The 13,709-nt window shown below is 33.6% G+C and carries 11 protein-coding genes and 1 pseudogene; 6 read left to right on the forward strand and 6 right to left on the reverse strand.

Features of this window, described 5'->3' with window-relative positions; genetic code table 11:
* Positions 1-128: 128 nt before the first annotated feature.
* The 3 genes and pseudogenes from C564_RS0109785 to C564_RS0109800 form a co-directional block, all read left to right on the forward strand.
* Positions 129-326 (forward strand): annotated as a pseudogene (locus tag C564_RS0109785) (DUF3238 domain-containing protein); the annotation flags it as partial.
* A gap of 154 nt (positions 327-480) precedes the next feature.
* The gene (locus C564_RS0109795; protein ID WP_003199348.1) at positions 481-1,065 is read left to right on the forward strand and encodes a DUF3238 domain-containing protein; all 585 of its coding nucleotides are present in this window, start codon (positions 481-483) and stop codon (positions 1,063-1,065) included.
* 67 nt (positions 1,066-1,132) lie between these two features.
* Positions 1,133-1,759 (forward strand): FMN-dependent NADH-azoreductase, encoded by a 627-nt coding sequence (locus C564_RS0109800; protein WP_018765195.1) that lies wholly within the window; start codon positions 1,133-1,135, stop codon positions 1,757-1,759.
* Positions 1,760-1,999: 240 nt separating this feature from the next.
* Here the strand turns inward: C564_RS0109800 and C564_RS0109805 are convergent, their stop codons facing one another.
* The 6 genes from C564_RS0109805 to C564_RS0109830 form a co-directional block, all read right to left on the reverse strand.
* A complete protein-coding gene (locus C564_RS0109805; protein WP_018765196.1) occupies positions 2,000-2,482 on the reverse strand; it encodes a CcdC family protein in 483 nt (160 codons plus the stop codon).
* A 13-nt stretch (positions 2,483-2,495) separates the two neighbouring features.
* Positions 2,496-2,894, reverse strand: a complete 399-nt coding sequence (locus C564_RS0109810) for a DUF2871 domain-containing protein (protein ID WP_018765197.1) — start codon at positions 2,892-2,894, stop codon at positions 2,496-2,498.
* Positions 2,895-2,949: 55 nt separating this feature from the next.
* Positions 2,950-3,324: an HsmA family protein gene (locus tag C564_RS0109815; protein ID WP_018765198.1), complete on the reverse strand. Its 375-nt coding sequence runs from the start codon at positions 3,322-3,324 to the stop codon at positions 2,950-2,952.
* A gap of 232 nt (positions 3,325-3,556) precedes the next feature.
* Positions 3,557-4,270, reverse strand: a complete 714-nt coding sequence (locus tag C564_RS0109820; RefSeq protein WP_003199354.1) for an ABC transporter ATP-binding protein — start codon at positions 4,268-4,270, stop codon at positions 3,557-3,559.
* On the reverse strand, positions 4,270-5,334 hold the full coding sequence (locus C564_RS0109825) for an ABC transporter permease (protein WP_018765199.1): 1,065 nt from the start codon (positions 5,332-5,334) through the stop codon (positions 4,270-4,272). Before C564_RS0109825 ends, C564_RS0109820 begins: the two co-directional genes overlap by 1 nt.
* Positions 5,335-5,573: 239 nt before the next feature.
* The gene (locus C564_RS0109830) at positions 5,574-6,986 is read right to left on the reverse strand and encodes a sensor histidine kinase (protein WP_018765200.1); all 1,413 of its coding nucleotides are present in this window, start codon (positions 6,984-6,986) and stop codon (positions 5,574-5,576) included.
* A gap of 881 nt (positions 6,987-7,867) precedes the next feature.
* Between C564_RS0109830 and C564_RS0109840 the strand changes: the two genes are divergently transcribed.
* From C564_RS0109840 to C564_RS0109850, 3 genes are all read left to right on the forward strand, one after another.
* Entirely contained in the window at positions 7,868-10,504 is a 2,637-nt protein-coding gene (locus C564_RS0109840; RefSeq protein WP_018765202.1) for a collagenase ColA, read from the forward strand.
* A 1,096-nt stretch (positions 10,505-11,600) separates the two neighbouring features.
* Positions 11,601-12,992: an amino acid permease gene (locus C564_RS0109845; RefSeq protein ID WP_018765203.1), complete on the forward strand. Its 1,392-nt coding sequence runs from the start codon at positions 11,601-11,603 to the stop codon at positions 12,990-12,992.
* Positions 12,993-13,381: 389 nt separating this feature from the next.
* Positions 13,382-13,576, forward strand: coding sequence for a hypothetical protein (locus C564_RS0109850; RefSeq protein WP_018765204.1), 195 nt, complete (start codon positions 13,382-13,384; stop codon positions 13,574-13,576).
* Positions 13,577-13,709: the final 133 nt, after the last annotated feature.

Consider the following 13,709-nt stretch of genomic DNA (forward strand, 5'->3'; position numbering starts at 1 on the left):
AGTTTAACCTTAAGAATAATTGAGAAGCATTATTATATTTGTGGATTTAAAATAAAGTTTGATTAAAAATATCGTGTTAACCCGTATTCCATGATAGATAAAAAGAGTCCATTTTGAAATACTATGTAATATTAACAATACGTGTTAATAAAAGTGGTGTTGCGCATATTGAAGGTTCCCATGATGGGTTCCCTTGCTATGAATTTTATAAGCAAACAGATTTTGGTCCATTTGAGTTAATATATACACATGATTTCAGAAAAACTGGTGACACTCCAGCAGCACTAGCTGGAGAAATGGAATACAGTTTTAAAATAATAATCTAGATATAAATATGAATCAGAAGAATGTCACTATTTAAATCAAAAGCAGAAAATATTAAAGAAAAAACAATTGAATATGCGAAAGAAATTGCGATTTGTTTTGCTCAAGGTTTTTCTGTATTACCCAAAAAAAATTAGAATTACAGAGGTGTGTCTCATGACTAGTATCGTTAAAATTAGAGCAAGCGTATTTATTCCAATGTCTTGGACTGAGCCTAAGAAGGACATTCAAACGGGCAATGTGATCCAATTTGAAGGTGACTCACGTGAATTTACACCTTATGCTGTAAACGCTATGCGTTCCAGAATTGAACAAGAAGTAGTTGTAGATTTTTACAAAAAAGAAATTTTCACATATGGAAATACAGGTATAACCACAGAAAGGGTTACAACTTCAGATGGTTCCGTTAATAAAAGAACAGGAAAAGCTAGTACAGAAAATATTTTGTGTATTGATATTGTATGGAATTCTGATGACGTCAAATTTCAAATGAGTGCGAGTGCTAGCAATCCATTAAATGTATATGCACCTCCCGTTGACTACCTATTAACCGTACAGGTCAAAAAAGATGGCACTGTCCATATTGAAGGTGCACATGATGGATTCCCTTGTTATGAATTTTATAAACAAGTAAATTTTGAGCCGTTTGAAGAAATTCATACACATGATTTCAGAGAAACTGGTGATACAGCTGAAGCGCTAGGTGGAGAAATGGAGTATAGTTTTAAAAAGATATTGTAAAGGCAATATAACGCGGTTTTTAGTGAATATATAACAACGTAAGAGTAAGTAACAGGAGAAACAGAGAATGACAACAGTTTTATTTGTAAAAGCAAACAATCGCCCGGCAAACCAATCAGTTAGTGTAAAATTATACGAGGCTTTTTTAGCGAGCTACAAAGAATCACATCCAAATGATACAGTAGTAGAGCTTGATTTATACAAGGAAGAATTGCCATATGTAGGAGTAGATATGATTAATGGTACATTTAAGGCTAGTAGAGGACTTGATTTAACAACAGAAGAAGCAAAGGCTGTAGCTGTTGCTGATAAATATTTAGAGCAATTCCTTGCAGCTGATAAAGTTGTATTTGGTTTCCCGTTATGGAATTTGACAATCCCAGCTATACTACACACATATATTGATTACTTAAATCGTGCGGGCAAAACATTTAAATATACGCCAGAAGGTCCAGTAGGTCTTATTGGAAATAAGAAAATTGCATTGTTAAACGCAAGTGGTGGTGTATATTCTGAAGGACCAAAAGCTCAAATGGAAATGGCTGTTAAATATGTAGCAAGTATGATGAGCTTCTTTGGTGTAAAAGATATGGAGAAAGTAGTGATTGAAGGTCACAATCAGTTCCCTGATAAAGCAGAAGAAATTATTGCTGCAGGGCTTGAAATGGCTGTTAAAGTAGCAAGTACGTTCTAATTAATATAACATTTGTTACTCTATATAGCAGTACCAACATTTTTATAGCGGTGGTACTGCTTTTTTAGTCGCTTATCTCGCTACTTTTTTACATTTTATCTATACAGAACCAAAAAACTGAACAAGAAGTAATAAATATAGCTTTGAAAGAAATTTAAATTAAATTTCTTTCAAAGCTATAATGAATCATTTTGTAAGAGCTAAGAAACAGCATCCAACATTAGAAATGTGCTTTTTCAATTAAAGACCTTTGCCTACAAACTGCATTTCCCGCTGCAATTTCATAAACGAACGGTACATCCCAATTCTCCAAGAGACGATCATCGCAAAAGCGAGTAAGAAGAACATGCCGCTTAATTGTCCTAAATCAATTGATTGACTTAAATATGATTTGAAAGCAATACGGACAACAAGTAAACCGACTAAAATAAATATAAATGCTTTAGAAGGTATTAAATAGATGTCTTTTCCACGTATTTCAAATTTTGACGTTTTAATAAGAAAAATAGAGAAAAATAAACCAACGATAACTGCTTCTAGAATTTCTGTTGTTGTTAATCGGAATTCTGGTAAGAAGTACATGGATGCTCCCGTACTCATAAAAATTGGCGGGAGTATAATTTTTTTAAGTGTTATAGGTTTTTTTGCTGATTTTAAGCGAAGAAACATCATTCCAACAGCCATACAAAGAGCAATAATACTTGATAGAACAGCTAAGTTCATGTTTTACCTCCTTTTATCCTTTGTATGATTTTTTTAATAGAATCATAAACCAAACAAGACCGACACCGATGATAGAATGAGACATTCCTGTCATATGACTTAATCCATTAAAATCGGTTCCATGTATTTGAAGAAGTCCACGGGCCGCCATTGAAGCAACTGTTAAAACCAATCCTATATTATAGACGATGAACCACATGTTAAAACTTTTTGCTTCATGGAATGCAAATGATTTTGATAGGGCTAAGGCAATTAAGAAGAATAAAAATCCAAGAACTAACACATGTGTGTGCAACAGGTTCAGTAGAGTAGTACCTTGAATTCCTTGCGCTTTTGCATATTCTCTCGCGAATATACCTGATAATAAACCGATAATTAAATAAGTGAATGCTGCATTATATAACTTTTTCATCATATACCTCCTAAGGTAGTTTTAGCAATGTTGATTTTTGGTAATGAAACTTTATTTAAAAGCTATTTGTCATTCCGTATATAAGTCCAGAAATATATGGAATTAGCCAAATGAACCATACGATAACGCTTAGTGTGTGGAATGTTGTCATCATTTTTGTATCTTTTTTTATTAACACAATTGTTGCCCAAACAGCATGGAATAGCATAAGTAAAATGGCTGATAAGCCTGTTATGCCATGGACGCTGAACAGGGATCCTGCTTCTGCCATTTTCTCCATTAATGTGGTCCCGATCGTATCACATACGAGTCCAAGCCAGAAAATAATGACATGCCAAAATTTTAATGTCTCTTGAAATTTTTCACTCCATACTCCGATTGTATAAAAAATGAGTGCAGCTGTAATAAATGTAATAGCAGATGCTAACACGTTCATCATTCCTTTCTAACAGTCAGTTGCTTTATATAAAGCATGTTACATGAGAATTATGAATAGAATATGAACGCAATATTACATATGAATTTCGCTGGATTATTACATTTGAATTCAATTATGTTGTAAACAAAAAATTAAAATGTGCTGTTAATTAAAGAAGACTTTCTTATCCCCTAAATAGGGGATAAGAAAGTCTTTTTAGGTCATCGCTATTGTACAGGTGTTCTTATACTTCGTTTTCTCGTAGTAATTTTCCATCGCGAAGTATTAAAATTCGATCACATACATCAAGCATTTTTTCATCGTGTGTAATCATAATTGCTGCTTTTTTATTTTTCTTAACTTCATGTTTCATTCGTTCAACTACTTCTCTAGCACGTTTTGAGTCAAGACTAGCAGTAGGTTCATCAGCTAAAATTAAGTCTGGATTATTCATAAATGCACGAGCAATGGCTACACGTTGTTTTTCACCACCTGAAAGTTGATTTGGATAATGATTCATTCGATGTGATAATCCAAAAGTTTTCAGCAATTGTTCTGCAAGTTTACCAGCTTCTTTTTTATCTTCTCCCTTTAACTTAGCGATATATAAGAGTTGTTCTTTCACTGTTAAGAAAGGTACGAGGTTTGCAAATTGAAATATAAATCCGATTTTTCTTAAACGAATATCGGTCATCTCTTTTTCTGATAAGCTTGTTATATTTTGACCAGAAATATAAATATTTCCTTTAGAAGGGGATAAAAGTGCACCTGCGATGGAAAGCAATGTACTTTTCCCAGAACCAGACGGACCAACAATGCCGATAAATTCGCCTTCTTTTATATCTAACGTAATTGGGTGCAAAGCTGTTACTTCTGTATCTCCTTCTCCATATACTTTACTTACTTGATCCAACTTTAATAATGACGATGGGGTATCCCATTTTAATTCTGTTACCATTACATGCCACCTCCGATTGCTTCTAATGCATCTACTTTTAATACTTGATATAGAGAGATTAGTGTACCGAATATACTAATTAAGATAAAGATACCTGCATATTGCAAGATTGTTGTTGTTGTTAATAAGAACGGCATACTAGCTGGTAAAACAGCCTGTACTGCAAAGATTAAGCCAATGCCGATTATAAGAGCAACACCAGATAAGAATATAGACTGTACAACTAAACTATTTGCTAAATATGAGTTTTTTGTTCCGATTGCTTTTAATACACCTAATTGATGTGTTTTTTGTAATGTAATGACATAGAAGAAAACGCCAATTAATAATGCTGAAATTACAAGTAAAAACGCAATAATCATCGTTAATGTTCCTTGTTCTTCTTTATAACCTGGAATACTTTGCAGTACTTCTTTTTTATCAACAACTGTTGCATTATCAATTTTTTTATCAGTATTTAGGGCGATTACACTGTAATCTTTTTGATGTGGCAGTGCAATGCTGTCCCATACATTTTCATTCATATGAACAACAGGTGCATGACTAAACATTTGATTTTGTGTAAATCCGACAACTTTGAAAACCTTTTGAGAAACAGGATCTACTAGTTCATCTCCAAGCTTTATCCCTTTTTCCTTGATGGATTCATCAGCAATGATTTCATTGTTTTCTAAAGTACCGTTTTTTCCTTCAATAACTTTTGGGGCAATGAATGAATCTTGTTTACTTGAAAAAATAGCAACATCAACTTTATTTGAACTGCCTTCTTTTTCAAATGTTGCGACCTTAATATGCATTGGAACCGCATCTTTTGCATCAACCTGTGCCAATACTTTATCTACATCCTCTTTCTTAATTTGGGAGCGTAATAATTTACCCTCTGCATCATTTGATAATATAAACTTGTCTGCTTTCATTTCGATAATAGAAGAGGCATTAGCATGAGATAAACCATTTGCTAGACCTGATATAATAAGTACAAGAAATGATAATAACATCATGATTGTGCCGATTAATCCGTACCGTAATTTCGATTGTTTTAATTCTTTAAGTGCTAAAAACATTAGGTTCATTCCTCCTTGTTTCATTCTATGTTCTTATCATAAAGAGGAAATATGAACGGAATATGAACAAAAGGTTACAAAAGACGGGTATACAGTTTATATATAAATATGTTACAGAAAAAGAAGATAACTCCCTATTGTATAAAGGAAGTTATCTTCTTTTTGATCGCTGTATATTAATAAAAATTTTGTTTTTTGTTCAAAGTAGGTATTTTTTCAGTAGGCTTAGTGAATGCAGGTTATTTTTTATTTTGCATATGAATAGTCCCTTCTTGTTGTTTCGGAAGGTAAATAGAAAAAATCGTTCCTTTTCCAAGTTCACTATCCACTGTTATTGCTCCGCTATGAAGGTCAATGACTTTTTTTACAATAGAAAGACCTAATCCACTTCCATTTACATTTCTGTTTCGGGCAGTATCGACTTTATGAAATCGATCAAATATTTTTTTTATTTCATTTTCAGGTATACCAATACCCATATCAGTAATCGAAATGCGCCATTCTGTTTCCAGCTCTTCTGCTTCAAATGCAATCGTTCCGCCGCTTTCTGTAAATTTGATACTATTGGTAAATAAATTCATCCATACTTGATGGAGCAAGTTTTCGTCTCCGTAAATTTGCATGTTGGGAACATCCATTTCAACTGCAAGTTCTTTCGTTCTCCATTCCCATTCAAGCATAAAAATAGTATCTTTTATTTGCTTCCCAAGATCAAAAGATTGCTTACGTAAAGTAAGATCTTCTTTATCAAGTGATGCAAGTATTAATAATTGTTTGCATAAACTGGACATGCGTCGACTTTCTGATTCGATGATTTCTAGGTAATGTGTCTGCTCAGATTTCGTTAAATCATTAGTTTGTAATGTTTTTGAAAATCCTTGAATAGATGATAATGGTGACTGAAATTCATGTGAAACATTCGAAACAAATTCTTGTCGCATCTGCTCTGAATTTCGTAATCTTTTGGCCATTTTACGAAAGCTAGTTGCAAGCGTTCCAATCTCATCTCGGCGATTTTCTGGTAGTGCTAAATCATAGTTACCACATGCAACCTCTTTTGTCGCATGTGTAAATCTTTGAATAGGACGAACGACAAAGCGGGTAGCTATCGCGATACAAATTAGACTGATTATGATAATTAATCCTAATAAAACAGCATAGAAAATACGTAATTCTCCAAATTGCTGTTGAATATCCGGACGAATAAATAGCGCATACCCCTTACCATTGTTTTCGATAGGGATCCCAATACTATTCAAAAGTGTATTATCAAAAAAGCCAGTAGCAAATAAACGATTAGGATACGTTGCAATTCCATTGTATATATTTCCTTTTAATACATGTTCAATTGTCTCTTTACTAATATTCATTTTCTTGAAATTATCATCGTACTGCTTGCCTTGTTTTTTATCGTCTACTACGTAAATTTCAAAGCCAAGGTTAGAAATAGACTGTAAATAACCATCTTTATTTTGTTCTGTATTTTTCTCATATAAATATTTTACTTCTTGTGCGTATTTTAAAATTTTCTCGCTGTTATATGGTTTTAAATAAACATGATAATATACATTTGTAAGTAAAAATGCCAATATACTACTAACCAGCATAATAAAAACTGATATGATAACAAATCTAGCATATAATGAGCGCATATTTTTTCACCTCTAATTTATCGTTCTATTTTTTGAAAGTAAGACCTCCCGTATCAAGATTTTGAGAAAACACAGAAGATAGGAGGGAGTTGACTGCTGGCATGTGCCTGAGCAGTAGGGGGGAAAGAAAAACTTCCACTGATGGAAGTTTCACTTTATATAAAATGATGATCACAAATGATATAAGGAATTGGAAAATCCAACAAAGTGAAAAATGTAATAAGCATAAGTGTTCCTTCTTTCACTTTTATAGAATAAGAGATGTTTATGAACAGAAGATGAACATGTTATTACAATTTCTAAGAAAATGAAAAGTGTGCTGTCAATAAAACTGACAGCACACTTCTCGTTTCATTAAAACGATGAACCATTACAAGATAAATATGATTTTTTATATAAAAATACAATTGATTTGTATGAAAAAACGGAATGATTAGTGAAAAAGGATGCACAAATATATTATTCGTTTTATGAAATAACTTGCCAAAAAAGTAAAAAAAGTGTGCAACTAATTCAAAGAACCCTGTTCTTATGTGATTTGTCAGTAGCGGGCTTTTTTCTTTTTTGACAGGGGAGTTTTATGTCAAATAAAATATACATTACTACATTGTTTATGTATATTTTATTATACAGTATTAATAAAGAATAGTTGCCTATTCATAAGATATAACATTGGCACAGTTTTTGCTTATATTACATTAAAGGAAGGGGGAAGTAAATTCAAGCAATAAGTATGATGTATCATTAGTAGTAAAAAAGTGACTTACCATTATATCACTAATTTTACTAGTATCAATAGGGGGGCTGTTTAATAAAGACAGATTGAACAATTCATTTTTAAAAAGTCTGAATTTTCGATCTATTAAAAAGGAGGCAACAGCATGGTGAAATACTCGAAATTTTATAAATTGATGCTGGGCGTTGGACTTGTTACTATATCATGTAATGGATTGCAAGTTCAAGCAGAGACAAAAGAGAAATATACGAAGAATACATTACAAATGGAGCCGATAGGGTTAAGGCAATCTCCTGATGAGTTGGCACACTCTTCGAACATACAAGAAAGTACTTCATTTACAAAACGGTTAAAGTTAGCAGAACTATCGCAGCGTCCACCAATGCCAAAAGAGAATACTAAACAGTTAGTTGAAGAAAGAAAATATTCGATGGCTGAATTGAATCAATTAAGCAACAAACAATTAGCCGATCTTCTTGTGACAATTAAATGGAATCAAATTCCGGAATTATTTCAGTTTAATAATGATAGTTTGAAATTCTATCAAGATGATAGCCGTATGCAAGCACTCATTGATAAACTAGCAGAACAAGGTCAAACGTATACGAAAGATGATTCAAAAGGAGTTGAGACATTAGTAGAAGTTATACGCTCGGGTTTTTATTTAGGCTTTTATCATCAAGAATTAAGTAAACTAAGTGAGCGTAGCTATCATGACAAATGTTTACCAGCGTTAAAAACAATTGCGAAGAACCCGAATTTTAAACTTGGTACATCAGAACAAAATAAAGTAATTTCGTCGTATGGAATGTTAATTGGAGGCGCGTCGGCTGATGTTGAAATAATTCAATATGCTGCTGGAATTCTTAAACAATATAATGATAATCTTTCTACGTTTATTGAAGATCGGACAAAAGGTGATGCTATATATAACTTGATGAAAGAAATTGATTATGATGTTCAGTCGTATATGTATACTACGGACAAAGAACCAAAAGATACGATGTGGTATAAGAACATCGATAGCTTTATTAATGAAGTAAGTCGTTTTGCACTAATTGGTACGGTAACGGATAAAAATGAATGGTTAATTAATAATGGCATTTACTATGCTAGCCGATTTGGCAAGTTTCATAGTACACCAACAAAAGGACAGCAAGTTGTTACAGAAGCGATGCGTATTTATCCATATTTAGGACAACAATATTTTGTTGCGGCAGAACAAATCACTACAAATTATGGCGGAGTAGATGCAAACGGAAAGACAATAAATTTAGATAAAATTAGAGAAGATGGCAAGCAAAAATATTTGCCGAAAACGTATACATTTGATGACGGGGCAATTGTCTTTAAAGCGGGAGATAAGGTTACTGAAGAGAAAATTAAACGTTTGTATTGGGCAGCAAAAGAAGTGAAAGCACAATTTTATCGTACAGTTGGTAGTGATAAGCCACTTGAAAGTGGACATGCTGATGATATGTTAACAATGGTGATTTACAATAGTCCGGATGAATATCAATTTAATCGTCAATTGTACGGCTATGAAACAAATAATGGTGGAATTTACATTGAAGGAATCGGAACTTTCTTTACATATGAACGTACACCGCAGCAGAGTATTTATAGTTTAGAAGAATTGTTCCGTCATGAATTTACACACTATTTGCAAGGAAGATATGAAGTGCCCGGGTTATGGGGACAAGGAGAACTATATCAAAATGAACGCTTGACTTGGTTTGAAGAAGGAAATGCGGAATTCTTTGCAGGTTCAACTCGAGTAGATAGTGTTGTACCGCGAAAAAGTATAATTGGTGGATTATCCAATGATCCAGCTAAGCGATACACAGCTGAGCAAACATTAAATGCAAAATATGGAGCGTGGGATTTTTATAACTATTCGTTTGCATTGCAATCTTATATGTATAATAACCGCCCTGATATGTTCGATAAAGTACATGATTTAATTCGTGCAAATGATGTCCCAGGCTACGATGTATATCGCTCTGCATTAAGTAAAGACAATAAATTAAATGAAGATTACCAATCTTATATGCAAATGCTTATTAATAATCGTGATAAGTATACAATTCCGCAAGTATCAGATGATTATTTAGCAAGGCATAAACTGAAAGCGCTTTCGGATGTTGCGGCGGATATCACAAATGAAGCAAAGTTAAAAAATGTGAAGGTAACAAAGAATAAATCACAATTCTTTAATACATTTACACTACAAGGAACATATACAGGAAGTACGTCAAAAGGAGAAAATGAAGACTGGAAAGCGATGAATCAAGCAACGAATGAGATGCTTAAACATCTTTCGCAAAAAGAGTGGAGCGGATATAAAACATTAACTGCTTATTTCGTAAATTACCGTGTCAATGCAGCTGGGCAATTTGAATATGATATTGTGTTTAACGGAGTGAATACTGAGGAGGATACTAGTGTAGAAAAAGAACCAAATAATTCATTCGATACAGCTAACCCTCTATCTCTGAACACGTTATTACGAGGTAGCCTAAATAATCAAGATCAAGTTGATCGCTTTGTAATTGATATAAGGGAAGCGAAGGATTTACAGATTACCGTTACGAATGAGCAAAATCTTGGATTGAATTGGGTATTATATCACGAGTCAGATTTGAATAACTATGTTACTTATGCAACAAAGTACGAAGGAAATAAATTGATGGGAAGCTATTATGCGAATCCGGGGAAATATTATTTAAGTGTATATAAATATGGCAGTGGAACAGGGAATTATACAATAGAAGTAAAATAATAGAAAGGGGCTGTTTCGAAAGCCTCTTGTTAATTATATAACCACCTGCTGCTAATTTTTTCATAACACAGTACTTGGAAATGATATGTTATTAGCCTTTTGTGGATTTAAAATAAAGTCATGATCTTTAAAACAAAGTCGCGACGTTTGTAAGGAAGTCACACTGTTTTGAAAAAAGTTAAACTGTTTATAAAAAAAATGAAATTCCTTATCTTAAGAAGGGATTTCGTTTTTTAAATTATACTAACGGGACCAACTGTTACTTACTAATTTAGACATTAAATATCTATTTCACAAGTAAAGCTCCGAGGCCACCTTCAATGATTCAATCGTTACCATCCTTTCAGCCTTGGGGGAGCTCTCTGATACACTCCTAACCATCTACTCTCCTCTTCATCGCAAATAAAATCATGGCAAATTACAGTTGTTTAAGTTATTATAACGGATTATAAAAAAATACATGCTATTTTGTCAATACATTTTTAATCACGCTATTTACGGACAGTAAGACTCACTTCTTACGACAAAGAAGTTAAATTAGGAATCAACTGCTCGTAAAAGCCTGATTCATGAGGGAGAAAACTCTCAACGATTAAAGTTTCACTCTATTATGTTTTCCTTGTAACTCTACGATTAAAAGGCGAAACACTTTTTTATAAGGTTTCATTTCATGCTGATTATGCTACAAGATAGAAATTAGAGTTCGCTATTTACTCTTAAGCTCGATTATGGGTAACTACTCACCTAGATTTGCTACGATGATGAAGTGTTTTTATAATAATCGGGTAATGGTGTTTATTTCTAATCTAGTTATTATTTTCTAATTAATTTATATATAATAATTTTCTGAAAAAATAATTGTATTTTTCAGACAGATAAATTATTATAAAATAAGTAATTTTGTAATTTTATGACGAAGGGAAGATAGGGTGAATTTTCCGACTATTGCGAATGGTTAATAGGAAATGGAAAATGATTTTAGGGCAGCTTTTAAAAGAGAGAAAAAAGTGACGCTTGCTGCATCATTTTGATACCTAATAGAAATTGTAGTATAGTGTTCAGCTTGGGATTTAATAGCGCAAGAGGGGGAAATAAAGTGGAAAACAAAGAACTAAAGAGGGGTTTAGAAGCGCGTCATATTCAAATGATTGCTTTAGGCGGTACAATTGGTGTTGGTTTATTTATGGGTTCAGCAAGTACGATTAAATGGACAGGTCCGTCGGTAATGCTTGCTTATGCAATCGCAGGAATTTTTATATTTTTCATTATGCGTGCGATGGGAGAAATGTTGTATGTAGAGCCAGGTACAGGTTCATTTGCGACATTTGGCCATAAGTATATACACCCATTAGCAGGGTATATGACGGCATGGAGTAACTGGTTCCAGTGGGTGATTGTTGGAATGTCAGAAATTATAGCGGTTGGGGCATACATGCAGTACTGGTTCCCGGATCTGCCTGCTTGGGTGCCAGGTATCATCACAATGGTGATTCTTGGTGCGGCGAATTTAATTTCTGTTAAATCATTTGGTGAATTTGAATTTTGGTTTGCGATGATTAAAATCGTTACCATTGTGTTAATGATTATTGCGGGGGTTGGACTTATTTTCTTCGGATTTGGTAACGGAGGGAATGCAATCGGTTTATCTAATCTTTGGGAAAATGGCGGCTTCTTTACAGGTGGCTGGTCAGGGTTCTTCTTTGCTCTATCACTAGTTGTTGGGGCTTATCAAGGTGTCGAATTAATTGGGATTACAGCTGGCGAAGCAAAAGATCCGAGAAAAACGTTAACTAAAGCGATTCAAAGTACGATTTGGCGTATTTTAATTTTCTATATTGGGGCAATTTTTGTTATTGTAACTGTTTACCCTTGGGATCAACTAAGCTCAATTGGTAGCCCGTTTGTGGCAACTTTTGCGAAAGTTGGGATTACAGCAGCTGCTGGGCTGATTAACTTTGTCGTAATCACAGCTGCAATGTCTGGCTGTAACAGTGGTATTTACAGTGCAGGACGTATGCTTTATACACTAGGAATGAATGGACAAGCACCAAAATACTTTGCAAAAGTCTCCCGTAATGGTGTGCCTTTATTTGGTACGATTGGCGTGTTAATTGGCTTAGCGATTGGCGTTATTTTAAGTTATATTGCACCAAAAAACTTATTCGTGTATGTATACAGTGCAAGTGTACTTCCTGGTATGATTCCGTGGTTTGTCATTCTGATTAGTCAAATTCGATTCAGAAAAGCAAAAGGAGCTGAAATGGACAATCATCCGTTCAAAATGCCATTTGCGCCTGTTACAAACTATGTAACGATTGCCTTTTTAATCATGGTACTAATCGGTATGTGGTTCAACGAAGACACACGAATCTCACTTATTGTAGGCGTTATTTTCCTGGCTATCGTTGTCATTAGCTTTTATGCTTTTGGAATAGGTAAGCGTGTTCCAGTAGAGGTTCAAACAGAAAATGAAGTGGGTAACCGATAATTTACTTTGTTTGGTTAACGTTTTTCTAATTGGACAATAATACGAAGAATTTTTGATGAGGTATCAAGACAACCGAATGTTTCATAGTGCTAATAAAAAGCAAACAACCGATGAGAAAGACTCAGTAGGTTGTTTGCTTTTTTGTATTGTTCTTTTATTTTTTTAGTGGTAGCAATAACTTAGAAACACTATTTTTCACTCATAAAGTGGATGAGTAAAAAGTTGTGAAAGTGGATGGTCCTTTTGAAATAAATATCCCTTATTATAAAAGAGAAGGGTAGTATGCTTTAAGTATCTTGATTATGCTCTCATCCAAAAAGTATAAAGTTTTTAAGTCGAACGACTAGATTTTCTGTTCAAATAGACTGGTTTTAGAGAGGAGAAAGCCAATGGAATTTGCAATTTCATTAGTTATTATTATTGTAATTGTATCACTTTTGGGAACGATGTTAGTTGCAAGAAACACGGAGGAAAATTACGGTCAGTCTACGAAGCAGAATGTGACGAACTTGTCTGTTATTTATATCGTCCTTTTATTAAGTCTTCTTATAGGAGTTACGTGGTATGCGGTTGCTGTCTTGTAGTCTTTGTACTTTAGATAAGTAGGTGGCCTAAATGAAATGGAATGTTTATTTTTTAACACTATTCTTTTTTATAAGGATATAGAGACATCACCTTTTAATGTAAAGAAGCTCCATTCCTCAAATATGTGAATGT

The organism is Bacillus sp. 105MF (assembly GCF_000374885.1).
Taxonomy (GTDB): Bacteria; Bacillota; Bacilli; order Bacillales; family Bacillaceae_G; genus Bacillus_A; species Bacillus_A pseudomycoides.

Bases quoted from the DNA above. Each gene is read 5' to 3' on its own strand.
- C564_RS0109850 (WP_018765204.1), top strand. From the start codon at position 13,382: ATGGAATTTGCAATTTCATTAGTTATTATTATTGTAATTGTATCACTT.
- C564_RS0109820 (WP_003199354.1), bottom strand. From the start codon at position 4,270: ATGGTAACAGAATTAAAATGGGATACCCCATCGTCATTATTAAAGTTG.
- C564_RS0109795 (WP_003199348.1), top strand. From the start codon at position 481: ATGACTAGTATCGTTAAAATTAGAGCAAGCGTATTTATTCCAATGTCT.
- C564_RS0109810 (WP_018765197.1), bottom strand. From the start codon at position 2,894: ATGAAAAAGTTATATAATGCAGCATTCACTTATTTAATTATCGGTTTA.
- C564_RS0109800 (WP_018765195.1), top strand. From the start codon at position 1,133: ATGACAACAGTTTTATTTGTAAAAGCAAACAATCGCCCGGCAAACCAA.
- C564_RS0109840 (WP_018765202.1), top strand. From the start codon at position 7,868: ATGGTGAAATACTCGAAATTTTATAAATTGATGCTGGGCGTTGGACTT.
- C564_RS0109805 (WP_018765196.1), bottom strand. From the start codon at position 2,482: ATGAACTTAGCTGTTCTATCAAGTATTATTGCTCTTTGTATGGCTGTT.
- C564_RS0109830 (WP_018765200.1), bottom strand. From the start codon at position 6,986: ATGCGCTCATTATATGCTAGATTTGTTATCATATCAGTTTTTATTATG.
- C564_RS0109825 (WP_018765199.1), bottom strand. From the start codon at position 5,334: ATGTTTTTAGCACTTAAAGAATTAAAACAATCGAAATTACGGTACGGA.